Origin of the sequence: Cutibacterium modestum (assembly GCF_008326345.1) — a bacterium.
GTDB lineage: Bacteria > Actinomycetota > Actinomycetes > Propionibacteriales > Propionibacteriaceae > Cutibacterium > Cutibacterium modestum.
The window spans coordinates 88,922-110,406 of the sequence record NZ_BJEN01000003.1 but is presented as its reverse complement, the minus strand read 5'-3'; the positions used below and the strand labels follow the sequence as shown (position 1 = coordinate 110,406).

Below are 21,485 nucleotides of genomic sequence, written 5' to 3'. Positions count from 1 at the left end.
ATCACAGAGTGGAACGTCACAGAAACAATTGCCACGGCGACGTGGCCAAGGAAGGACGATCATGAACCCCACCATTGTTGATATTGGTGCCCCACTCACTCCCCACGACGTCGTCACAGTCGCCCGGCTGGGAACCCCGGTAACGGTCGGAGAGCAGGCAATGGAGCGGGTGAAACAAGCCTCTGACCTCGTCGAGAGCCTGGCCGACGACCCCAACCCGCATTACGGCATCTCCACCGGCTTCGGTGCCCTAGCCTCCACCCGAGTGCCCCGTGATCACCGCGTTGCTCTGCAGCGCTCCCTCATCCGTTCCCACGCAGCCTCAACCGGGCCACGGGTCGAGACCGAGGTCATCCGCGCCATGATGATCCTGCGCCTTAAGACGATGGCATCTGGCCACACCGGAGTGCGTCCAGAGGTCGTCACTGCATATGCTGACTTGCTCAACTCCGGGCTCGTCCCAGTCGTGGGGGAATATGGGTCTCTTGGCTGTTCAGGCGACCTCGCCCCGCTAGCCCACTGTGCCCTCGTCCTGACCGGTGAGGGAACCGTCCTCACCTCTGACGGCGACGAGGTTGATGCGGCCACCGGCCTGGCCCAGGCCGGGCTGAAGCCTGTCTCCCTGCGCGAGAAGGAGGGGCTAGCACTCATCAACGGTACTGACGGCATGCTCGGCCAGCTCATCATGGCCCTAGCTGACCTCGGCGTTCTCGTTCCGACGGCTGATCTGGCGACCGCAATGACCGTCCAGGCGCTGTGCGGCATTGATCGAGTCTTCGCCCCTGACCTTCAGGCCCTGCGGCCCCACCCGGGCCCGGCCGCTTCGGCTGCCAACATCCTCGCCTTACTAGAAGGTTCTGACCTTATCCAAGCCGGTCGCGAAGGTGCCGCCAAGCGGGTCCAGGACGCGTACTCTCTGCGCTGTGCCCCACAGGTGCACGGTGCAGTCCGCGACACAATGGCCCACGCCTTGCAGGTAGCGAAGGTCGAGCTGGATTCGGCAGTCGATAATCCGGTGATTACCGACGACATGAGGGTAGAGTCCAACGGCAACTTCCACGGCGCGCCGGTGGCATATGTGCTCGACTTCTTGGCGATTGCTGCAGCCGACCTCGCGTCGATGAGTGAGCGCCGCACCGACCGCATGCTCGACCCGGCCCGCAACCGCGATCTACACCCCTTCCTGGCCGACGATCCCGGCGTCGACTCCGGGCATATGATCGCTCAGTACACTCAGGCCGGCATTGTCTCGGACATGAAGCGACTGGCCGTACCGGCCTCAGTGGACTCCATCCCAACCTCAGCCATGCAGGAAGATCATGTCTCGATGGGATGGTCGGCTGCCCGCAAACTGCGCCGCGCCATCGACGGTATGGGAGCAGTCATTGGTATCGAGATCCTGACCGCCGCCAACGCCATCCAAATGCGCGGTTTGGAGCCCTCGAAGCCGGTAGCTGACGTCATTGCACGGATGCGCCAGACCATCCCCGGCCCCGGACCAGACCGCTTCCTTGCCCCCGAAATCGACGAAGCGCACCGCCTGGTAGCTTCCGGTGAGCTCCTCGAGGTGGTGCGTCAGCAGGTGGAGGTAAGTTGACCACGCACGATTCGTGTACATGGCTCCTGTAGCGTGGGGTGTGCTCTGCTCATGCAGAGGTGAGCCGTTGTTCGGTTATGTGACGCCCGTACCTGGGTCGTCTTCCCCGCCAGCGCGGGAAGCCATCCGCATTCAAAAGATGTCTAGCTTAAAGGAGTGAAAGAAAATGACTGGGTTGCCCATCATTGTGGCGGCGGTCAACATCTTGACGGGCTTGGCGTTTTGGGGCACGACCTATGCTGCCGCACGTGGGAGGTTGAAATTGAACAGTTGGTCGGGGATACGCACCAGCGAAACAATGGCTTCTCCCGCCGCATGGCAGACGGCCCACAGCGCCGCGTTACCGTGGGCCACTATAGCGCTGTGTGTGGGTCTTGTGGCTGCCGTGATTACCGGAGTTCTCGTCCTCAACGGCGCAAGTAACCGTTGGGCGATGATCGTGGCCTGTGCAGGCTTGGTTGCGATCACCGTCGTGGCGCTCCTTATGTTATGTGTTGCGGTGGAAACGGTACGAGGGTGAGGTGCAGGGATGCCGGTGACATCTGATGATGTCCCCACGCCATTCCCCAAGCTTTCCGACACGATCTACAGATGCGACTACGTGGCTCGCCAAATCGCTGTCAAACGAAATACCAACTATGGGGTCACCGGCGCAGAGAAGACCGCCATGACACGGGTGTCGAGCCGCTGACCAGCCCAGATCCTCCCGACAGGAACCACACGATGAAACAGCCCCTGGACCCCCAGCACAGCTCCTCTGGCCTCCAGGTACACCCGCTTCATGGCTATGGGTGCGGTTCGTAGGGTGTAGACCCATGGTCGGGTCGTTGGAGGCCCATGGGCGGTCAGGCATCCACACTTGTTCCCTCCCTGCCCCTACTCTTCTCCGCGGGGAACGGAAGTTATCCATGGAGCCAAGGTCACCGTGTTTCATGCGATGGTGGCACGCAAGCGGTACACCGAGGCGATCTAGAGGGGAGGATTGGTATGCCGGAGATGGATGCTCGTGATGAGGGGCCGCAGAGGATTTCGAGCGTGGTTGGTCACCAGAGCGGATCGCTGCGGCGCGGCGCGCGTGGGGTCCTGCGATGTCTGACGGGTTGCCGGTGTGGCTGAACAGGCAGTTGGCTGAACGGGCTCATGCCGAAGGGCGTACTGAGTTAGGGATCATCCAGGAAGCGCTCACCCGCTACCTAGTCGACATCGAACAAGGTGGGCTCCCTTAACCCTTCCCTCGATCTACCGCGTCCGCTGAAAGCGGGCGCGGTAGACGAGTTGTTTGGCTGTTGACTCAGCGATTCTGTAGTGGTTAGCAGTTTGCGGCTAGGTATGACCTTGATCGTCGTGATAGGCCCGAATCACCTCGCGTCGCTATGCTTGGTCGCGGAGATACCGCTCTCGAGTTCGAGAGATCCAGCTGGGTATACGGAAGTCGATGTTAGTTCTATTAGCCTTTATTGAGAGGTGAGTTAGCGAGCCGGAGAGAAGAGTTAAGCCATAGGTTGGAGCGAGATCTTGTATCAAGGAAAAGAAAGAGGATAGTTGCAGTAGCGGTGGCTGTACTGGTGATAGCTATAACTGCTACGGTGACGACTGTTGCGCTATATCAGCACCAGGAGAAATCAAAAGTACCTCTTTCGCATGGAGAGTTATCGGATTCTCTGACAAGTGTGCCGCTTGATGTCTACAATCAAGTAGGTGCAGGGTCGGCTAGCTTACAGATTCAGGCGACAGGTGAGAAGTCGGATGGGTCGACAAAAGCTAACTTCCTCTATATTGGAGCTGAGTTTTGTCCGTTCTGTGCGATGGAAAGGCTTTCTCTGACGGCGGCCTTGTCTAGATTTGGGAAGTTCGAAAATCTTCATGATACAATTTCCGGTTCTGCTGAAGGTAAACTCTCCAATATCCCGACTGTCACCTATAAAAACTATGCATACAAAAGTAACTATGTCAATTTCAAGGCTTTTGAGATAGGCGATAGAGAAGGTCGTGAAATAGCAGATATTCCGAAATTAGAGAAACAAATATTTGCTATATATAGCCCCAATGGAGGCATTCCGCTTACCTACTGGGGCGATATAGTTACCTTCGGTCCAGATAGTGGTACACTGCTTGCTGGAATTAAGGGGGCAGCTGTTGCGTCTGCTCTCACTAATCCTAATTCAAAGGAAGCTCAAAGTACCATTGGTGGTGCGAATTTATTTTCGGCTGAAATATGTTCGAAAACTGGCGGAAAACCTGAGAATGTATGCTCCTCTTCAGGTGTCAGATCTGCGGCCAAAAGAATAAGGTAAAAACTTGAGATTCTGATTCGGTAGAGAAAATATACTGCGAGTCCATCCCTGCTCGATCTCGATGTTCGTCGGCTTAGAGTCATGTTTAGCTTCGACATCGAATAGGGTAGGACCGTTTATCGCCATTAAGGCAGTTGGTCCAGCTGCTGTCAAGAGAGGCGTGGCTGGGCTTGCGGCATCACTGCGACAGCAGATACTTGGTGCGCCTCCCCCTCCTCCTCCCCACTAGGCGCGATAGATAAGGGATGCTAAATGTTTGAAGTTTACGATTCCTTCAGATACGCGGAATCTTGGAAAGTTCTGCGTCAGGAATTTTTCTAATACCACGATTGAGGAGTACTCTAACCAGTCTATTTTTGTGATTTATGCGAGTCTGCGCCGGATCTCAGCATGGGCGATGTCGCCAAAGACATATCGCGCTATTTACTAGCGAAGGGTTTTCGCTGCGTTGATCCTGGAAGAGATTAAGTAGTGGCGAACGCAACACAATAGATAGTGTCTGCAGCTCGGGTCGAGTGGTGCAGGTGGAGTCGCAGCTTTCGGACTTGCGGGCGCGTCCAGTCGAGTCCCATAAGCAGCGAGATGCGACGTAGCCCTCCCGGTTTTCCGTCGATGGGGCAGGGCCCTGCCTTTACGGTCGCGATACGGCTGGGCCCAGAGTTAGATGTTGCTCTGACAGCTCGCCAACACGAGAGTGGAAAATCCACCTCAGAACCCATCCAGGAAATCTTAGCACCTACCTCGCCGCCTAACCGCCATCGAACTCTGTCTTCGGTCCCTTGCGCCCCGCTGGACCGAAGATGTGCTGGCCAGCCGGGAGCGGCTTATAGCGTTGCAGAAGATGTCGTTGCGGAGGTGCGGGGCGGCATGGTGATAGGTGAGAGGCGAGGAGGGGATACGCCATGACTGGGTTGATTCTGCTGCCTACAGATAGGTTGCCGTCCCCCCACCCCGAGGCTCCCCCCTGGCGTGGACCAGGCCGCGACACTGCTTTATGTGGCCGCTTTCGGGATGCTTGCTGTGGGGCTGGGTGCGGCTGTGGTGGCAGGTCTCGTGGCGCGTCAACACTTTCGTCAAGGGCAGGAACGGGGAGCGACTGCGGTGGGCGGTCTGGGAGTTTTGCTCAGATGAGGCGGTAGAGGAGGACGCCGGCGATGATGGCTGCGATGGAGGGGATGAGCCCGACAAGGGGGTTCTTCTGTTCTATGCCGTAGTCGTGGTTTTTGCGTCTGACATGGGAGCTGGCTATAGCTGCGATCCCCCTAGTGCTCCGCTGACGATGAGGAAGATGGCGAAGTGGGCGATGAGAATGGTCACGGGGGTACTCCTGTGTCTATACGTTACGGTTTCGTGGTAGATGAGAGGGCCGGGCCCCGGTCCGGCCCCGGGGTGTGTGCTGGGTCGGCCAACAGGCCCAGCACACAAGTCTGTCATGGTGCGGTGGTCCGTTGTGGCCGGCCTGCCTTGGGCTGGCGTGTCCGTGCCCACTGCTCGGCTGCGGCTTTGGGAAACAGCGGGCCTTGCGTGGTTTCGATGACAGGTACAGGGAACCCGGCGGTGCCGGCGAGCTGACGGATACGCTGACGCGAGACCCCCGCAGCCTCGGCAATCTCAGCATACCCAACCACAGGCGGGAACAGCGGCCGGTCAAGACCTGCGAAGAACTCTCCTTCCTGACGGGCCTCAAGGCCGGTCACGGTGACATCGCCGCACACCTCGACGACGGCCGTGTGGGCAGCCGGAGGAGAGACAGTCGCCCCAGTGGAACCCCGCCTACGCGGGGGTGAGCCGGGCCGTCGACAGCGGACCACCGCGCAGGCCTGTTCCTCGGTGGCGTGCCTGTCGTGGGCGTCCATTGACTCAGAACCCGGATGGCCACAAGGTTCACCTCGCCCGCGTCGCAGCCCCGAGAGGGTTAGGACCTCTTGGAATCGTAGGAAAAAACTCAAGCACTCTTGACGTCCTCGTCCAGGAGCTTCCGACATCGAGCCGCCAGCTCCTCGTGGCGTTTCTCCTTGGTGACCATATCCTGCTAGACCTCACCATTCTGCTCGATCAACATCTGATAATCCCTGTACATGTTCTCGTCCACCAGATCGATGGGGGTCGGTACATCCCAGCGATCACCTCCTCGCGCGCCACGTTCATCGCCTGCTGGATCCGTCCGATCTTGGGAGCCCACAGCACCCCAAACATCGTTGGCACCTTTTGTTGCCACGTGATCCGCACCAACTGGACCAGGCCCGCCACCTTGTCGGGAGTTTTCCCACTCCTGCGTCTCGTCCACCTCGGCCATGAGAAAACACCCTCCCAAAATCAGCCAAGCCCACCGCCTAGCAACCTTCAGCGGACTCCACAAAGTCACCTGTCAGGGCATCACGGCACGCTGAACCGCAGACAACGTCTTACCTAAACCATCATGGATGACAAGGTCGGCGGCCCGGTCGTAGCCGGTAGCCTCACGGTTAATAAGAGCCAGGTGTCGACCACGGAAAAACCTCAGCAGAGCTGCAGCCGGGTACACGTTGAGCGAGGTTCCTCCGACGATGAGCAGGTCGGCGGCACTGATCGCAGTAATCGCGTCGTTAAGGTCCTGACGTCGCAGAGATTCCTCATAAAGAACAACCTTGGGACGTACCATCCCACCACATGAGCACCGCGGGATTCCGGGAGCGTCCATGATCACCGAAAGTGGATGGTCCCGCCCACAATCCAGGCAGCGGTTGCGGTTGCGGTGCACCGACCCATGCAACTCAATGACCTGACGGGACCCCGCCTCCTGGTGCAGGCCGTCAATATTCTGGGTAATGATCGTCGAAAGTTCCCCAGCCTGCTCCAAAGTAACCAACGCACGATGACCGGCATTGGGCCTGGCCTCAGGATGGACAAGGTAGGTGCGATAGAAATCGAAGAATTCCCTCGGATGCTCAACTAGACAGCCGTGGCTGAGCATGTACTCAGCAGCAAAGGCAGATTGTGCTGGGTGGCATAAAGCCCGCCAGCCGAGCGAAAATCCGGGATGCCCGACTCGGTGGACATTCCGGCGCCGCCAAAAAACACCGTCGACGTCGACTCCTCGATCCACCGTGCAAGTTGTTCCCCAGTCATTGTCGGGCTTGCCTCAGCAGGGTTCGGACGAGATCAGGCTCACTAGCCACGTCGAGGCTGGAGAAAACGTTGGAGACGTCAACCTCAGGGCGCTGCCATCCGATGGTCGCAGCGTGGGCAGCCAGGGCGACGCAGATTTCCTGGCAGCCGTCAATAAGCCATTCGGGGTCGACGTCAGGGTTAACGTACCGGGAGAACTCGGCGGCGTCATGACGCTGAGCTGCCAGGATCGCCGACAGACCGCTGCGTAGCTGCTCGACGGCCTCCTCCCCCATAGTGGAGACGACGACTGGGTCAGCAAGGTCACGACGTACCCGCTCGACGAGCAACCCGGGAACGTCCGCTGCGGTGAGGTTGTCGTGGTCAAAAAGCCAATCGGGTAGGTAAACCTCAACTGCGTCGTCGTCAACCTGCTCAACCCGCTTGACAGCAGCCTCCAGCAGGCTAACGCCGAGCATGACGGCGCCTTCGAGCTGGCACAGCGGGGTCAGGACAATAGTGATCGCGGCCCGTCCGGACTCCAACGGATCGAGCTGTTCACCTCGCTCTTGGGCTCTCAATTCCTCCTCACTGGCGCGACGCAGCACCTCGAAGGACTCTGCGGGCGGGATCTGCACGGTCTGCAGGTCGGCCTCCACCTCGTCAGTCTCGGGGAGCGAAGCACCAACCGCGTCGGGGTCGCACCAGGCGGTAGATGTCTCCGGGATGTCATTCATGGTCATTCACCCTTCCTGTCGTAGACCGATCCGGTGACACATGCCGGATTGCCAACAGCGATGGATCCGGCTGGAATGTCCTTGGTGACGACGGCGCCAGCTCCAATGACGCTGTCGTTGCCGATGGTGACGCCGGGGCAGACGATCGCTCCCCCGCCCAGCCACGCGTTGTTGCCGATGGTGATGGGTTCGGCGGCCTCGAGACGGTCTCGGCGCAGATCTGGAGCGATGGGGTGTGTAGGGGTGAGCAGCTGGACGTTGGGGCCGATCTGGCAGTCGGTACCGACCCGGATCTCAGCAACGTCGCGGGCCGTCAAGTTGTAGTTGACAAAGCTGCGGGCACCGAGGTGGATGTTCTCGCCGTAGTCGACGTAGAGCGGGGGCTTGATCACGGCGCCCTCACCGAGCTCACCGAGAAGGTCGGCCAGCAGGGGTCGGGCACTGGCCGGATCATTGAGGAAGGCCCGGTGGTAGGCGTCGGCCAGCCTGGCCCCGCGGTCAGCGATGCGGGCATTCTCCGGATCGTTGGCGATGTAGAGGTCCCCGGCGAGCATCCGCTCCCAGTTGGTGCGGGGGTCGCCTGCGAAGTGGTCGGTCATGGAGCCAACGGTATCGGGAGGCGACTCCGAAATAGCCGACTCGGGCCAGGTGAGTGACCCCACCGCTTCGGGGGTGCCCACGCCATCGGTGCTCGGGTCCATGTCCAGTTCACCGCCGAATCCACCATCCCAACCCGATCACTCGGTCTCACCTAACGATCTCGTCCTTCGCGAGCTTGATAAGGCGGTCAAGCACCGCTCCGCCCGAGGCGTTCGACCCGTTGTGCTCGTATTCGGTCGTCACCCAGGCGTGCATCTGCGGCAACAGGGACGCCGTCTCGAGGGAGAACTCGCGCGGCACATAGGCGTCGTCGTGGTACACCGCGGCAGCGCACGGCACCTCGACAGACCGAAGCACATCGGGGTCGTATAGCTTCGGCCACGGGTGGTTCGCAATGAGGTTAGCGACCTCCTTCCAAGGGCGTAACTCCTGGTCGGTATCAAACCACTCCGGCATGACGTGTTCACCCGTCAACAAGGTCGGTTCTTTCCGGAAGTCTTCAGGCAGCATCCGGGCAGCCGACCAATCGGTAACCACACCATCGGCATAAGAAGACTCATGGATGACGGTATACAACGGGTTACGTCCGCCATACGGCAACAGCTCGACCAAATCATGACGAAACGCCCGCGAGGTGTGCGGGTACTCCAACAGGTAGTGCAGCTTCTCGGCCCCACCTGAAGCACCCAATAGATGCCCTAGAGACCGCAGCCGCGACGGACATACCACATCTCCGCTCGGCGTGGTGATTTCGCCCTTCTTCGCAAACGCCGCCAACTCGGCGAACCGCTCCCGATCCCCCGGAAAGCGCTTGTAATACTCAAGCGACTTGGCGCGCAACTGCTCGTAGCAGGCAGCGTAAATATCGTCAGCGGATCGCCCGACTGCCGACAAACCACCCGTGAAGTACCCAGCCGACAACGACTCCGAGTAGGTAGACAAGTACCTCAGCAAGGTGAACCCACCGAAAGACTGGCCCAGGGCCGCCCACTTCTGAATGCCGAGGTGTCGTCGAATATCTTCGCAGTCCTCAACGATCTCGTCGGCGCGAAGATGGGTGAGGTACTCGGCCTGGCTGGCAGCATCCCCCACCGGCTCACTCACCGGAGAGGACAACCCCGTGCCGCGCTGATCGAGCAGAACAAGCTGGTAGTCCTCCAGCGCGCGCGACAACCAACCGGGGAATCCGGGGTCGCGCAGAGTCGGGCGGGGAGACTCACACCCTGGGCCGCCTTGCAGGAAGATCAGGTAGGGCTTGTCGGTGCCGTCGAGGGTGGCCACTCGACGCGCATACACTTCAATAGTGCGCACGTCGTCAGGGTTGCTGTGATCTAGCGGGACTCTGAGGCGGACGTCGTCGGTCAGCAAGCCAGGAATGTTGCGATTCCACGTCATGGGATCAGCCTATGAGGTCTCGACGCCCTCAGGGTGGCCACGGTAGTCATTCCCTCCCTGTGTTAGCCCAGGTTCGGACCACCTACAGACGGGTGTAATTTTTTGATGGCTGATTCACCACAATCAGCCGTCGGTCACCCAGAAAGGCACACCATGTCCGCAACCTTCGTCACTTAGTCTCTCGTGCGCTCCGGTGTCCATGCTGATCTTCCCTTCGCCACCGACGCCGTACGCAACAGCGTTCTGATCAACAATGACCTTGTCCGGACCATCTCCTTTGCCCTCGACGCCAACCAAACCCTTGACGAACACGCCTCCCCCAAGATTGTCATCGTCACCGTCATGACCGGCGAAATGATCTTCCACCTTGACGGTCAGCCGCATCATCTCGTCGCGGGTGACGTCGTCTACCTGGCACCGGGCCAGCGCCATGGCCTGACAACGACCGCCCCGACCCGGATGCAGTTGACCATGGTCGAGACTGAGGGAACCCAGTGGGCCAAAGGGGAAGAGTCATCTCCCGCCGCAGCTGCCGTCGCAGAGTCTGAGAGGTAAGAGCAACCCCTCAGCTTTTTCTCAGATTTTCGTTGGCCACAGGCCTGATTCGACTACCGTCGCACCTTGTCACAGGGCACCCAGAGGCGCCTTCACCGGAAGCTGTCAGATGGTAACCGCTCATCTACTCTGAACATATTTTGAGAATCTCTCAGGAACACGTACAGTTCAACACGCCCTCGAACCTGCGGCAACGCTCGGAAGGAACATCACATGACCAACACCTCGACCAACGCCGGGACGACTCTCAAGCGGACCGTCGCCCTGGCCGCTGCGGCGAGTCTCGCCGTCATGGGCACCATCGCCGAGGAGGCTCACGCCGCCCCTGCCGGCAACCCTGGGGCTCATGCCGAGAAGGCTCCCGCCCAGCAAACCAAGAAGGCCCCGGCTAAACAAGCCAAACGCGCCACAACGTACACCGCTCAATTCGCGCTTTCTCGCGTCCACCTCAACGTCCGCTCTGGACACAGCACCGACTACAAGCGCTACGGGCTCATCCATCCCGGCGACAAACTCCTCATCCTCGGCGAGGATGCCCACGGCTGGACTCCTGTCAACTATCGCGGCAAGGCCGCCTGGGTGGCCACCCGTTACATCACTAAGGTGAACCGACCAATCGGCATCTATGCCCAGCGCGGTGATCACAATGCCCGCTCGAAGGTCGTCCAGCGCGACCTATCGACCCTCAACTATTTCCCGGCCAAGTGGGTCGGACTGCCCTATGGCCCGGCCACCACCAACGCCGTCAAGGTGTTCCAGAGGGCCAACGCTCTCAAGCAGACTGGCGTGACCGACGCTGTCACCCAGAGCCTGCTCAAGTCGAAGGCTAACTACCAGCGCCAGCGCGCCGCATCGGCCGAGAAGGCCGCCCAGGAGAAAGCCTCTGATCGTGAGGCCGCCAGCGAGACAAATCCCACGCAGAGGCAGTCTGCGGAACGTCACTCCGAGCACTCCTCAAGTACCTCCCGCTCGGCCACCCGTTCGATCCGGAGCACGTCCTCTGACATTTCCACGAGCGGTATCGCCGGAAGCTGCGAGGCCTCCTTCTACACCGACGGCCAGACCGCTTCCGGTGAGTCCTTCGACTCATCGGCCCTGACGGCTGCTTCCAAGACCTACTCTTTCGGCACCCGTCTTAAGGTCACCAACAAGGCCAATGGACAGTCCGTCGTAGTGCGCATCAATGACCGTGGACCCTATATTTCTGGCCGCTGTCTTGACCTCTCCCCGGCCGCCTTCTCCCAGATCTCGTCACCCAGCGCTGGTGTCGCCGATGTGACCTATGAGAAGGTCTCCTGACCGGGTCACCGCATAGATCGTGACGTCGTTGGCCCCCGATCCACCAAGGATCGGGGGCCAACGTCAGCAGTTCTAAGACATCATCCTGCCGGAGCCTCCGGACCGTCGTTAAACCACCAGGTAGCTTGACCCGGAACTCCAGCCTTCTTAGCTTCCTCGGGCGCCTCGACCTTGTCGAAGTCGTGGATATTGCCCTCCGAGTCCTCCCAGCACACCACCTCACGGCGCACCGGAATCTGCACGGTCACCAGGTCAGTGACAACGTAGCGACGCAGTTTGGCACCAGCGGGCAACCCCATGGTCGGGACGGGGCGAACCCCCTCGTCAGAGTTGTCATCGCTGAGCACTTTGGGACGGTTTTCCTCGCCCTCATCCGCGTCCTCAGTAACCGGAACGATCTCGTCAGAGGTGGTTTCGGGGACGCCGATCGGGGTGATGATGGTGTCCTGACCGACCTCGTCGTCAGCCGAACTGGCAGCATCCTGATCAGGGACCACATCGGCGTCGGCAATACCAGGCTCACTGACGGCACCACGACCAGGCTGGGCGGTGGCTATGCCGTCATCGTCGTCGTTAATCTCTAAACCAGAACGACGAGCAGGCTCCATCCCGTAGTGTCCATAGACCTCGGCCTCACGGTCGCGCGAGAGGTCGTCTTCCTCGGAAGCTTCGGGAGCGGTCTCGATGAGGTCTCGGCTGAACGGGACATTGACCTGACTGGTGGAGTACTCGGCACCTCGCACGGGAACGAAGTACTCATGCCCCTCCGACAACACGGTCACAAAGGTCGCTGCTCCAGTGACCTCGTCGGCAAAGATCTGCTGGATCGTCCCGACCTTCTCACCGTCCGGTCCGACGACCTTGGCGTCGAACAGTCCAGGGATGTCCTTGGGACCCATGGCGCTGATGTCCATGTATCGACCTCTCGCTAGGGAGCTGGAACATACACGCATACGCGTACTCTTTACTCAGCTTGTCATACCGCGCCTGGCAACTGACGCAACGACGCCGGGCGCGTCTTGAAGTGAGTACGCCCGGCGACCAATGTGCCTTGTTTAAGGTCCACAATCAGCGCGCGTTGATCGCGCTGACCATTCTGTCGACGGCTTCTTCAAGGAGGTAGCGCGGGGTAGCAAGGTTGATCCGCGCATGCCCCTCGCCGCCAGGGCCAAAGGTAGGCCCATCATTGAGGCGGATACGGGCGTGACGCAGGAGCCACTCCCCCGGTGAGGTCGGCAGCTCGTAGGCGCTGAAATCGAGCCATCCCAGATAGGTGCCTTCAGGTATCCGATAGGACACCCCCGGCAGCTGATCAGCCAGGACCTGCGACAGCCACACCGCATTGTCGTGGATGTAGCAGTTCGCTGCATTGAGCCATTCCTGGCCAGAGTCAAAGGCGGCTTTGTTGGCCGCCATGCCGATCGTGGTGACGCCCTCAGCATCCAGTGGGTGGACCTTCTCATCCCACACTTTGGCCTGCTCGTCGGTAAAGAGGGTGACGAAAGCAGTCATAAGCCCGGGTAAGTTAAACGACTTCGACGCCGATGACACCAGCACTGAGTGGGAGGATGCCAGCTCGCTAATACTGGCGTAGGGCACCGAAGCCTTGCGGCTCTCTCCGGCGGGTACGAGGGGCCCGTGGATCTCGTCGGAGACGACGAAGCCGTGGTGGCGATCGACGACCTCGGCCAGGCCACGCAGTTCATCGATGGTGAAGACGCGACCAAGCGGGTTGTAGGGCTGACACAGGATGATCGACTCGGCTCCCTTGGCGAAGGCATCGCTAATGCCGTCAAGGTCGAGGGTCCAGCCAAAACCGGAGTCAATTATTGGCACCGAGATCCGGAGTCAATTATTGGCACCGAGATGATGTCGCGCCCCTCCAGCCCCGGCACCTCCCAGAAAGGCATGTAGGCCGGGGACGGCAAGACGACTGGGCTCCCGGGGCTGCTGTAGGTGCGAATAGCCAACTGCACGCCGGAGAGAACGTTGCGTAGGTAGCGCACTTTCAGCGGGTCAATCGTCAAACCCTGCACCTTATTCACCCATCCCGCCCAGGAGTGGCGCAGGCCATTGTCGCGCGGGTATCCATATGCGTGGCTCGCGACAGCGGCCTCGATGGCCTGCTGTACCGGTGGGGCAACCTGGAAGTCCATCTCGGCCACCCATAGTGGAATGACCCCCTCAGCGACGTCGTGCCATCTAGCCGTACCGCGTGACCGCAACCACTCGACCGTGGGGCTGTCAAAGTCAAAACCAGTCACTGCCGCTGCCGTCCTTCATCTTCCTCGCCCGACGCGCTGTCCAATGGATGCCTTTCTCCCAGCCTGTCACATGCGCCCAGGGCCCGTCTGCCGAGATCGCAAGATGGAAGCTTGTAGGATCGTTCCGTGATCTTCAAACGTGTCGGTGACTCTCGTCCATACCCTGACCACGGGTACACGCAGAAGCAGTGGTCCCAATTGGCGCCCGTCCAGGTGCGTTTGGACCAACTCGTCACGACGAAGAGCACTCTTGACCTGGCGAATCTCCTCGAAGATGACTCCACCTTCTATGGGGACCTCTTCGCCCACGTCGTGGCTTGGCATGGCGACCTCTACCTAGAGGACGGCCTGCACCGTGCTCTGCGTGCCGCACTGCAACAGCGTCAGACCCTCCACGCCCGTGTCCTCGACCTGGACGGCCATCATGACTTCCGATGAGCGTCGCCATTATCTGCGGATGGCAGGGACCCCGTTGACCTTGCTGGCCCTCATCCTTCTCATCGCGGTGGCCATCCGCGCTGGCTGGAAGGCCGTGAGTGCCCCCATCCCGCCGCCACCTGTAACCCCCTGCGTTAATCAGGACGTCAAGGGTGAGTTGACGAGCCAGGACGTCACAGTTTCGGTATACAACTCAGGGCACACCAGGGGGCTGGCCGGCAGCGTGTCCAAGCAGCTCGCCAACGTGGGTTTCGTCATTGACTCGGTGTCTAACCGCGATCAGAGCGTCAAAAAAGTCACCATCATCGGACAAAACGCCAACAACCCCGAGGTGAAGCTGGTTGCCGAGTATTTTCCGGGGGCGGTGGTGAAATCGGATCCCAAGCGGGTCGACCATGAGGTCGAAGTGGTACTCGGTGACCGCGACCCGAACTTCAAGACGAATGCGCCGAAGTCTGTGAAGGTCAACGGGCTGGTGTGCCTGCCATCTCCTTCCCCGACGCCATCCATGCTCGCGACGCCGGGGCAACAGCCCTCCTAAAGTGTGCCAGATCTCTTGCCGCGGCTCAGTCAGCAGACTGCACCCGTAGGCCATGCCAGCGCGCCAGACGCCCTCCCCGACCAATCTCGGTAAGCCTCTCAACGACGGTCCGACGCTGTCCCTGGGCCACGACGATCAGCAGCTCATCACCTTGTTCCAGCATTGTTCCGGCGTGCGGGGTGAAGGATCGATCACCGCGGATAATGAGGGAAACGACGCAATTACGTGGAAGTCTCAGCTCGCGGAGTGTCACCCCAGCCAGATGTGACCCCTTAGGTACGTCGGCCTGGAGCAAATCAGCAGCGATCTCGTCAAGGGGTGCAACCTCGATGGAGACATCTTTAGCCATCTGGGGATCGATGACGCCGAGAATATTCGCTGCGGATGGCAGAGTCGGGGCTTGGATGCAGGTGAAAACAACGACAAGCACCAGGATGACGTCGAAGAACTCGTCGGCACGATCCATATTCGACGCCATCGGGATGGTCGCCAAGATGATGGGCACAGCACCGCGCAGGCCAGCCCACGACATGAAGAGCCGTTCGTTGCGTTCGAACCCGAACCATGTCGTGCAGGCAGCCACTGCCACTGGACGCGCGACGAAAGTAAGAAGCAGACCAGCAGCGACGCCCACCCCCACTGAGGCCCAGGTAAGGCGATCGGGATTAGCCAACAGTCCTAGCATGACGAATAGACCGATCTGGCAAATCCAGGCGATGCCCTCTGAGAAGGACCTGGTGGTGTGTTGGTAGGGGAGATCGCCGTTGCCGATAACCACGGCGGCGACATAGACGGCCGAAAACCCAGAAACGCCAATCCACACGCCCGTCCCGTAAGCGGTGACCGCCCACGCCATGGCGGCGATGGCGTACAGGTTGCCCGATGGCAGGGTGATGCGCCGACTGACCTTAACGGCCACCCACCCCACGAGCAGACCCACAAGGATACCGCCGATAAGCTGGAGGGCAATCGATCCGAGTAGGGGAAGAAGGCCGGCGCTCGATTCCCCGGTGGCCACCCCCGTTAGAGCGATGACGACGAGAACGGTCGGAGCGTCATTGAGGCCCGACTCGGTCTCTAACACAGACCTCAGGTGATCCGGCAGCGAAACTCCGCGTAACACGGAAAAGACTGCGGCGGAGTCAGTGGGCGCGGTGGCTGCACCGAGCAGGGCGGCCACGCTCCAATGCAGACCGAGTACATAGTGACCGAGCAACGTCATGACACCGAAACAGACCCCAACGCCCAAGGTTGCGAGCAGAGCTGCCGGGGCCAAGGCTGGTTGGATGTCCTTCCAGTTCGTCGAGAGTCCGCCTTCAGCGAGGATGAGCACGAGTGCGGCAAAGCCAATGGCGTGTGCAGCGGCCAAGTCGTTGAAGTCGATACCGAATCCGATTGGACCAAGCAGCATTCCGACCAGCAAGAACAGTAATAGTGCCGGTAACCCGAGACGGGTGCCGATCCGAGCCGCGAAGGCGGCCAGCAAGACGACGACGACGCCGAGGAATAGGGCGAGGTCGGCTGGCTGCATGACCCCTATTATTGCAACCGAGCAAACCAGCTCTTCGTAACTGAGACTGGAGATCGGTGATCGGAGTCCGGGGTGACGGGGCCGGAGCGCGCCGACGATGGGGGCACCAAATAAGCAGGTCCTGGGGATGTCGCATCCCCAGGACCTGCGCGGCGGTGACGGAGGGATTTGAACCCTCGGTAGCTCTCGCTACACCCGCTTTCGAGGCGGGCACTTTCGGCCGCTCAGACACGTCACCGTAAACCAGGGTAGCGAATCCGTCACCACACACAAAAATCAGAGTGTCAGGAACACGTCGTGTAGGCGTCAGGCACGGCCACTCTCGTCTTTGCTAGTGACCTCGGCCTCTTGTGCGACCTCGACCTCGTCGTCCAACGTCACATTCTTTCGGTCGAATCTCTTCGCCACCGCGAGGGCCAGCCCGATGTAGAACACCAGTAGCCCGGCCATGATGAAGGACATCTGATAGATCGTCCCGACGATTGACAGATTGCTGAGGTTCAAGTAAGTCAGCGGGACCACCGCGTAGATGATCGCGAAAACCAGCGCGATGCCGTTGTTTCGGGTCACGATGAACATGTTCGAGATCGGCGAGGTGACGAAATTGACGAACAGCCACGGCACCAGAGCCACCGCAATGTCCGCCGATTGGTGAAACTTCGCACCCAGCAGCCACGGAAGCACCGGCGGGATGAGCAAGTACAGCAGCCCGAATGGCACGATGCCGATAAGGAAGGATCTCACCACCGACTTTTTGACGGTTCCGTAGAACCTCCCGGCATCAGAGACCGACAATTTCTGGAAGAACACCTGGGATAGTGCCTGGTTGATGACGGACGCCGGCATCTGCATAAGGGTCCACGCGATCGAGAACCGTCCATATCCCGATGTCGAAAACTTCACCATGATGATCATGTTGACGCCCTGCTGACGAATGGCATCGACAATGACATTGGGCGCTGTCAACAGCGGCAGCTGGCGATATTTGTGCATTAGGGTGCGCAGCGGAACCTCTGCCTCCTTGACGCTACGCAGGTCCGATCCCATCCGACGCCGGAAGTTGTTGAGAGCCAGGCACTTGCCGAGGAACGTAGCGATGACCTGACCAAAAGCCCCCAGGGAGACCGCACAGGACCCGATTCGACCCACCGCTGTCGTCGACTGGCACCACAATGCGTTGGTCCCGATGACGCCGAAGTGCTTGCGTCGGTTGGCCCAGTAGTTCACGACGTTCGCCTGGGCATATGTAAAGACAATCGGGCCCACCGCCAACAGCCACCATCGAGCCTGAGGCTTACCCAACAGGCCACTGAGGTAGGGGCCGAGCGGAACCATCGTGAGCATCGCGACCACGGAGACGATGGCATTGATGCGGGTGGCCAGTCGGAACACCCGCTTGGCCTCTGAGTCGTCACGCGGCAGCACAATGGCCATGTCGTAGCGCAGTGCGGCAGCGGGGATGACGAACTGGGAAACCGCCATGATAGCGCCGTAAATACCCCAGTCAGACGGGTCAATGTGGTGGGTGACGTAGAGGGTGGCAAGGGCAGCAATCAACTGAGCCATGCCAGTGCCACCAATAACCTTTGTTACTGAAGCGAGGAACTCATGGCGCTGAATGTATGCGTGAGCGCGCGGGAACCGCACCCGTTTCTCACCGGAGGCTGATGTCGCCCCGGATGCCGCTGGTGTCGGTTCCGTCGTCGTGTTGGTCACCCGTCCACGGTACAGGCCCGATGTCCGTCAAAGAATTCGCGCAACAGGGCGGACGACTCCTCAACCATCACCCCAGTAACGACTTCGGTCCGATGTGGCAACCTCGGATCGCGCATGACGTCGAAAAGGGAACTGACGGCACCGGCCTTCGGATCAAAAGCCCCAAAGACCACTCTCGGGATCCTCGCAGCAACGATGGCTCCAGCACACATGGTGCACGGTTCTAAGGTGACGATGAGGGTGCAATCGCCGAGCCGCCAGCCGTCACGAGCCTCAGCGGCACGGCGAATGGCAAGCACCTCCGCGTGGGCCGTCGGGTCACCGGTAAGCTCACGTTCGTTGCCAGCTTCCGAGAGGACATCACCGTCAGAACCGAGGACCACGGCACCGATGGGGACGTCACCCCACGCGGCGGCGCGGCGCGCTACGTCAAGAGCCTGGGTCATGGCCTGACGCCAACCCGGCATCGGGCCGGCCACAGGTCAGCGCACCGAGGTGTTAGCGGCCCGCTCGAACTGCGGCCCAAAGTGAACCCGGGCAGCAATGTCGGACAGGATCTCGTCAGAGTCCTCGTCGGCGTCGGCGAAAGCCTCCATGTCGAACTCCCCCAACCCGGCATCAGCAAGCATGTCGCCGTCGCCCATGGTCTCGGGATCGTCATCAGGATCGGGAATGTCCTCACCGAGAAAATCGGCGACATCACGGGCTATCGGCCAATCGTTGGCCTGGGTGGCGTCGGACAGGAAGACCTGCACATTTCGGCCTCGCACTCTGACGATGACGTAGAACTGGTGGTCGATGGAGACCATGCCGACGGCTCCAGCATCACCGGGCAGACGCCTCAGCTGAGTGACGAGCTCATCGAAGTCATTGGCGAGCATCGGTTCCATAGGAACTGCCACACGTTCGCCATCATCGTTATAGAGGGCTACGACAAGGTCAATCTCGTCCTCGCTGGCATCCTCGAGATCGTCGTCGTAATCGTTGTCATCCTCATCGTCGTAGTCGTCCTCGTCATCGGATAACTCGTCGTAATCTTCGAGATCGTCGTAGTCATCGACGTCATCGGCGTCGAAGGACTTGACGTCATCGTCGGGGACAAACTCGTCATTGCTGAACCGGGACATGACGACCTCCTTGGGGTGGCGAACGTCTCCATCGTTGCAGACATCCGGCCGGGGAAACAGTCGCAAAGCCGATTTACCCGCCACATTCTCGGGGAGCACCACGCTCTCCTACTCGACCTCTACTGTCCGTTCTTGTCAAAAACTGCGATGGCAACGTTACCATCAGGTATTCGGGCAATTTTTGGCAAGAACGGACAGTACCTCAAACTGATCCTGCCATCCCAGCACCTCCCGCCCCTACTCGAGCCAGACGGGGAGCCGAACACTACTAACCCTCCCCTATGTGCCAAGGTTAGACTTGTGGAACTCAACGTCATGGATCATCCGCTCGTCTCCCACAAGTTGACCTTGTTGCGCTCGGTAGACACCCCTAGTCCGGTTTTCCGCCAGCTTGTCGAGGAACTTGTCACCCTGATGGCCTACGAGGGCACCCGCGAAGTGCGCATCGAGCCGACTACCGTCACTACCCCGCTCACCACCACCGAGGGAGTTGCCCTAACCCGCCCTAAGCCCCTCGTGGTTCCGATTCTGCGCGCCGGCCTGGGAATGCTCGAGGGCATGATGCGTCTCATCCCTTCAGCTGAGGTCGGCTTCGTGGGCATGGCCCGCGATGAGGAAACCCTCCAACCGATGACCTACGCTGAGCGTCTCCCAAAGGATCTCTCGGGCCGGCAGTGCTACGTCCTCGACCCGATGCTGGCTACCGGCGGTTCTCTAGGCGGCACTGTCGAGTTCCTGGTCCGCCGCGGCGCCGACCACATCACCTGCCTGTGCATCCTGGCTGCCCCCGAGGGCATTGAGAATTTCCGCAAGCTCGTCAGGGACCTTGACGTCCCCTGTCACCTCATCGTCGCGGGCCTTGACGATCACCTCGACGAGCACGGCTACATCGTCCCTGGCCTGGGTGACGCCGGCGACCGTCTGTACGGCCTGGCGGAATGACTATCCTACGCCCCGCCGACCTGCGTGGCTTAGCGGCTTTACTTGGCTCCCAAGAACCCCGCGAGGTCGTCCCGCCGTGCTGGCATTGGGTACTCCTCCTTGACCCAGTCGTCCCCGCCGACCTCGACGAGGACGGGTACGTAGTCGGCTCACCGATCACCCCAGGGCCAGGCATGACGAGGATGTTTGCGGGCGGACGAGTGCGTACCATCTTCCCGCTCGCTCTCAACAGCGACACCTCTCGCACTACCGAAGTAGCCTTGGTTACCGACAAAGAGGGCCGCCGCAGCCCACTCCACTTCGTGACTATGAGGTCCACGTGGTCCCAGAACGGTCAAGACTGCCTCGTCGACGAGCAGGACTATGTGTTCCTACCGACACGCTCCGCCGATCCATCGCCCGAGGGTGCCGGTCACACCGACGGCGACGGCTTCCTAGCGACCGAGCCCCTGCTAGTGACCTTCTCGGCCCTGACGGCGAACCCGTACCGCATCCACTGGGACCGCGATTTCTGCCGCCGCGCCGGACATGATGGCCTGGTGGTCCACGGACCGTTGCAGGCCCTGCTCATGGCTCAAGCGTTCGAGGACATGGGCGCGGATTTCATTGGTAAGCAGTTCTGCTACCGGTTCAGCGCCCCAGTGACGGCCCCGACCCGACTCGTCGTCGGCATCGAAAAGGGTGAGGCCAAGGTCCGTCGCACCGACGGCACCGTGACCGCTACTGCAACCTTGCAGAGGGTCACTACAGGTTAGAGGGGAGGCACATCAACACCTGCCGACCTCAGTTCGCCAACCCCCTCGACGACCTCAGCACCAGGCAGGGAGACCAAGTCGGCGCCACTAACGATGAGCTTGGAACTGCGCAACCCTGATCCAATGCACAAGGCCTCAGCCTCGGCTACTCGCGGATCGATCCAGATCGGCCATTCGGCAGGCAGCCCCACCGGGGTGATACCGCCGTATTCCATCCCGGACATACTGACAGCCTCGTCCATCAGCGCGAAGGATGCCTTACGGACGTCGAGCTTCTTGCGCACCACCTTGTTGACGTCGACCCTTGTCGTCGCCAAAACCAGACATGCAACGTACTTCTCGACGCCACCACGCTTCCCCTTGACGATGACGCAGTTAGCGCAGGTCTCGAGACCCTCACCGAACGCCTCACACAGCGCACCGGTGTCGGCGATCTCAGGGTCAATGCTGAAGACGACTGCCGACGGCAACTCGGCGGCTCGACCGGTGACCGTCGCGGCCAACAGCTCGGGATGGTCGGCAGCGGGCAGGTGTTCTACGGAGTCGTACATGTGGCCCACCGTAGCCACGGTCGTTCCATAGACGAGACTACTTCTCACACCTCGGA

At 60.4% G+C, this 21,485-nt stretch carries 24 protein-coding genes and 1 tRNA gene; 10 read left to right on the top strand and 15 right to left on the bottom strand.

What is annotated here, in order from left to right; genetic code table 11:
* Positions 1 to 61 precede the first annotated feature (61 nt).
* The 4 genes from hutH to F1563_RS08705 all read left to right on the top strand — a co-directional run bounded on the left by hutH (position 62) and on the right by F1563_RS08705 (position 5,248).
* A complete protein-coding gene (gene hutH / locus F1563_RS08725) occupies positions 62 to 1,597 on the top strand; it encodes a histidine ammonia-lyase (RefSeq protein WP_002528188.1) in 1,536 nt (511 codons plus the stop codon).
* 166 nt (positions 1,598 to 1,763) lie between these two features.
* On the top strand, positions 1,764 to 2,117 hold the full coding sequence (locus F1563_RS08720; protein WP_002528189.1) for an SdpI family protein: 354 nt from the start codon (positions 1,764 to 1,766) through the stop codon (positions 2,115 to 2,117).
* A gap of 1,066 nt (positions 2,118 to 3,183) precedes the next feature.
* The gene (locus F1563_RS08710) at positions 3,184 to 3,891 is read left to right on the top strand and encodes a DUF929 family protein (protein WP_002546609.1); all 708 of its coding nucleotides are present in this window, start codon (positions 3,184 to 3,186) and stop codon (positions 3,889 to 3,891) included.
* A 994-nt stretch (positions 3,892 to 4,885) separates the two neighbouring features.
* Positions 4,886 to 5,248, top strand: coding sequence for a hypothetical protein (locus tag F1563_RS08705; protein ID WP_002528194.1), 363 nt, complete (start codon positions 4,886 to 4,888; stop codon positions 5,246 to 5,248).
* A gap of 73 nt (positions 5,249 to 5,321) precedes the next feature.
* Here the strand turns inward: F1563_RS08705 and F1563_RS14250 are convergent, their stop codons facing one another.
* The 6 genes from F1563_RS14250 to F1563_RS08675 all read right to left on the bottom strand — a co-directional run bounded on the left by F1563_RS14250 (position 5,322) and on the right by F1563_RS08675 (position 9,710).
* A complete protein-coding gene (locus tag F1563_RS14250) occupies positions 5,322 to 5,747 on the bottom strand; it encodes a hypothetical protein (protein ID WP_002528195.1) in 426 nt (141 codons plus the stop codon).
* 512 nt (positions 5,748 to 6,259) lie between these two features.
* On the bottom strand, positions 6,260 to 6,844 hold the full coding sequence (locus F1563_RS08690) for an NAD-dependent protein deacylase (protein WP_250637248.1): 585 nt from the start codon (positions 6,842 to 6,844) through the stop codon (positions 6,260 to 6,262).
* Complete coding sequence (locus F1563_RS14995; protein ID WP_250637252.1) at positions 6,823 to 6,930, bottom strand: Sir2 family NAD-dependent protein deacetylase; 108 nt, start codon at positions 6,928 to 6,930, stop codon at positions 6,823 to 6,825. Before F1563_RS14995 ends, F1563_RS08690 begins: the two co-directional genes overlap by 22 nt.
* A gap of 65 nt (positions 6,931 to 6,995) precedes the next feature.
* Positions 6,996 to 7,721, bottom strand: a complete 726-nt coding sequence (locus F1563_RS08685; RefSeq protein ID WP_002528200.1) for a hypothetical protein — start codon at positions 7,719 to 7,721, stop codon at positions 6,996 to 6,998.
* Positions 7,718 to 8,416, bottom strand: coding sequence for a sugar O-acetyltransferase (locus F1563_RS08680; protein WP_002528201.1), 699 nt, complete (start codon positions 8,414 to 8,416; stop codon positions 7,718 to 7,720). Before F1563_RS08680 ends, F1563_RS08685 begins: the two co-directional genes overlap by 4 nt.
* Positions 8,417 to 8,462: 46 nt before the next feature.
* Positions 8,463 to 9,710 carry an alpha/beta fold hydrolase gene (locus F1563_RS08675; RefSeq protein WP_002528202.1) on the bottom strand — a complete coding sequence of 416 codons (1,248 nt, stop codon included), beginning with the start codon at positions 9,708 to 9,710 and terminating at the stop codon, positions 8,463 to 8,465.
* Positions 9,711 to 9,893: 183 nt separating this feature from the next.
* Between F1563_RS08675 and F1563_RS08670 the strand changes: the two genes are divergently transcribed.
* Positions 9,894 to 10,265 carry a cupin domain-containing protein gene (locus tag F1563_RS08670; RefSeq protein WP_002528203.1) on the top strand — a complete coding sequence of 124 codons (372 nt, stop codon included), beginning with the start codon at positions 9,894 to 9,896 and terminating at the stop codon, positions 10,263 to 10,265.
* A 213-nt stretch (positions 10,266 to 10,478) separates the two neighbouring features.
* Positions 10,479 to 11,564 (top strand): septal ring lytic transglycosylase RlpA family protein, encoded by a 1,086-nt coding sequence (locus tag F1563_RS08665; RefSeq protein ID WP_002528204.1) that lies wholly within the window; start codon positions 10,479 to 10,481, stop codon positions 11,562 to 11,564.
* 80 nt (positions 11,565 to 11,644) lie between these two features.
* Here F1563_RS08665 and F1563_RS08660 read toward each other — a convergent pair whose 3' ends face one another.
* The 3 genes from F1563_RS08660 to F1563_RS08650 all read right to left on the bottom strand — a co-directional run bounded on the left by F1563_RS08660 (position 11,645) and on the right by F1563_RS08650 (position 13,828).
* The gene (locus F1563_RS08660) at positions 11,645 to 12,478 is read right to left on the bottom strand and encodes a hypothetical protein (RefSeq protein WP_002528205.1); all 834 of its coding nucleotides are present in this window, start codon (positions 12,476 to 12,478) and stop codon (positions 11,645 to 11,647) included.
* Between the two features lie 154 nt (positions 12,479 to 12,632).
* A complete protein-coding gene (locus F1563_RS08655; protein ID WP_002528206.1) occupies positions 12,633 to 13,400 on the bottom strand; it encodes an aminotransferase class I/II-fold pyridoxal phosphate-dependent enzyme in 768 nt (255 codons plus the stop codon).
* Positions 13,391 to 13,828, bottom strand: coding sequence for a beta C-S lyase family protein (locus F1563_RS08650; RefSeq protein ID WP_002528207.1), 438 nt, complete (start codon positions 13,826 to 13,828; stop codon positions 13,391 to 13,393). Before F1563_RS08650 ends, F1563_RS08655 begins: the two co-directional genes overlap by 10 nt.
* A gap of 126 nt (positions 13,829 to 13,954) precedes the next feature.
* On the opposite strand from F1563_RS08650, the gene F1563_RS08645 reads away from it, so the two are divergent.
* Together F1563_RS08645 and F1563_RS08640 are read left to right on the top strand one after the other, a co-directional pair.
* Positions 13,955 to 14,266 carry a type II toxin-antitoxin system VapB family antitoxin gene (locus F1563_RS08645; RefSeq protein ID WP_002528208.1) on the top strand — a complete coding sequence of 104 codons (312 nt, stop codon included), beginning with the start codon at positions 13,955 to 13,957 and terminating at the stop codon, positions 14,264 to 14,266.
* Positions 14,253 to 14,807, top strand: coding sequence for a LytR C-terminal domain-containing protein (locus F1563_RS08640; RefSeq protein ID WP_007434202.1), 555 nt, complete (start codon positions 14,253 to 14,255; stop codon positions 14,805 to 14,807). Before F1563_RS08645 ends, F1563_RS08640 begins: the two co-directional genes overlap by 14 nt.
* Before the next feature lie 25 nt (positions 14,808 to 14,832).
* Here F1563_RS08640 and F1563_RS08635 read toward each other — a convergent pair whose 3' ends face one another.
* From F1563_RS08635 to F1563_RS08615, 5 genes are all read right to left on the bottom strand, one after another.
* Entirely contained in the window at positions 14,833 to 16,347 is a 1,515-nt protein-coding gene (locus tag F1563_RS08635; protein WP_172623683.1) for a potassium/proton antiporter, read from the bottom strand.
* A 144-nt stretch (positions 16,348 to 16,491) separates the two neighbouring features.
* Positions 16,492 to 16,576, bottom strand: a tRNA-Ser gene (locus F1563_RS08630).
* A gap of 68 nt (positions 16,577 to 16,644) precedes the next feature.
* Positions 16,645 to 18,054: a lipopolysaccharide biosynthesis protein gene (locus F1563_RS08625; protein WP_007434204.1), complete on the bottom strand. Its 1,410-nt coding sequence runs from the start codon at positions 18,052 to 18,054 to the stop codon at positions 16,645 to 16,647.
* Positions 18,051 to 18,500, bottom strand: a complete 450-nt coding sequence (locus F1563_RS08620; protein WP_172623682.1) for a nucleoside deaminase — start codon at positions 18,498 to 18,500, stop codon at positions 18,051 to 18,053. Before F1563_RS08620 ends, F1563_RS08625 begins: the two co-directional genes overlap by 4 nt.
* 36 nt (positions 18,501 to 18,536) lie before the next feature.
* A complete protein-coding gene (locus F1563_RS08615) occupies positions 18,537 to 19,181 on the bottom strand; it encodes a tRNA adenosine deaminase-associated protein (protein ID WP_002528213.1) in 645 nt (214 codons plus the stop codon).
* 300 nt (positions 19,182 to 19,481) lie between these two features.
* Between F1563_RS08615 and upp the strand changes: the two genes are divergently transcribed.
* Positions 19,482 to 20,123, top strand: coding sequence for a uracil phosphoribosyltransferase (gene upp / locus F1563_RS08610; RefSeq protein ID WP_007434207.1), 642 nt, complete (start codon positions 19,482 to 19,484; stop codon positions 20,121 to 20,123).
* On the top strand, positions 20,120 to 20,878 hold the full coding sequence (locus F1563_RS08605; RefSeq protein WP_002528215.1) for a MaoC/PaaZ C-terminal domain-containing protein: 759 nt from the start codon (positions 20,120 to 20,122) through the stop codon (positions 20,876 to 20,878). Before upp ends, F1563_RS08605 begins: the two co-directional genes overlap by 4 nt.
* Here F1563_RS08605 and F1563_RS08600 read toward each other — a convergent pair.
* The gene (locus F1563_RS08600) at positions 20,875 to 21,477 is read right to left on the bottom strand and encodes a YbaK/EbsC family protein (protein ID WP_007434208.1); all 603 of its coding nucleotides are present in this window, start codon (positions 21,475 to 21,477) and stop codon (positions 20,875 to 20,877) included. The two genes, F1563_RS08605 and F1563_RS08600, sit on opposite strands and share 4 nt — an antisense overlap.
* Between the last annotated feature and the right edge of the window lie 8 nt (positions 21,478 to 21,485).

What these genes read in the sequence shown, in the direction of transcription:
- hutH (WP_002528188.1), top strand. Translation starts at nt 62, where the DNA reads ATGAACCCCACCATTGTTGATATTGGTGCCCCACTCACTCCCCACGAC.
- F1563_RS08720 (WP_002528189.1), top strand. Translation starts at nt 1,764, where the DNA reads ATGACTGGGTTGCCCATCATTGTGGCGGCGGTCAACATCTTGACGGGC.
- F1563_RS08705 (WP_002528194.1), top strand. Translation starts at nt 4,886, where the DNA reads ATGTGGCCGCTTTCGGGATGCTTGCTGTGGGGCTGGGTGCGGCTGTGG.
- F1563_RS14250 (WP_002528195.1), bottom strand. Translation starts at nt 5,747, where the DNA reads ATGGACGCCCACGACAGGCACGCCACCGAGGAACAGGCCTGCGCGGTG.
- F1563_RS08690 (WP_250637248.1), bottom strand. Translation starts at nt 6,844, where the DNA reads ATGCTCAGCCACGGCTGTCTAGTTGAGCATCCGAGGGAATTCTTCGAT.
- F1563_RS14995 (WP_250637252.1), bottom strand. Translation starts at nt 6,930, where the DNA reads ATGTCCACCGAGTCGGGCATCCCGGATTTTCGCTCGGCTGGCGGGCTT.
- F1563_RS08685 (WP_002528200.1), bottom strand. Translation starts at nt 7,721, where the DNA reads ATGACCATGAATGACATCCCGGAGACATCTACCGCCTGGTGCGACCCC.
- F1563_RS08680 (WP_002528201.1), bottom strand. Translation starts at nt 8,416, where the DNA reads ATGGACCCGAGCACCGATGGCGTGGGCACCCCCGAAGCGGTGGGGTCA.
- F1563_RS08675 (WP_002528202.1), bottom strand. Translation starts at nt 9,710, where the DNA reads ATGACGTGGAATCGCAACATTCCTGGCTTGCTGACCGACGACGTCCGC.
- F1563_RS08665 (WP_002528204.1), top strand. Translation starts at nt 10,479, where the DNA reads ATGACCAACACCTCGACCAACGCCGGGACGACTCTCAAGCGGACCGTC.
- F1563_RS08660 (WP_002528205.1), bottom strand. Translation starts at nt 12,478, where the DNA reads ATGGACATCAGCGCCATGGGTCCCAAGGACATCCCTGGACTGTTCGAC.
- F1563_RS08640 (WP_007434202.1), top strand. Translation starts at nt 14,253, where the DNA reads ATGACTTCCGATGAGCGTCGCCATTATCTGCGGATGGCAGGGACCCCG.
- F1563_RS08620 (WP_172623682.1), bottom strand. Translation starts at nt 18,500, where the DNA reads ATGACCCAGGCTCTTGACGTAGCGCGCCGCGCCGCCGCGTGGGGTGAC.
- F1563_RS08615 (WP_002528213.1), bottom strand. Translation starts at nt 19,181, where the DNA reads ATGTCCCGGTTCAGCAATGACGAGTTTGTCCCCGACGATGACGTCAAG.
- F1563_RS08605 (WP_002528215.1), top strand. Translation starts at nt 20,120, where the DNA reads ATGACTATCCTACGCCCCGCCGACCTGCGTGGCTTAGCGGCTTTACTT.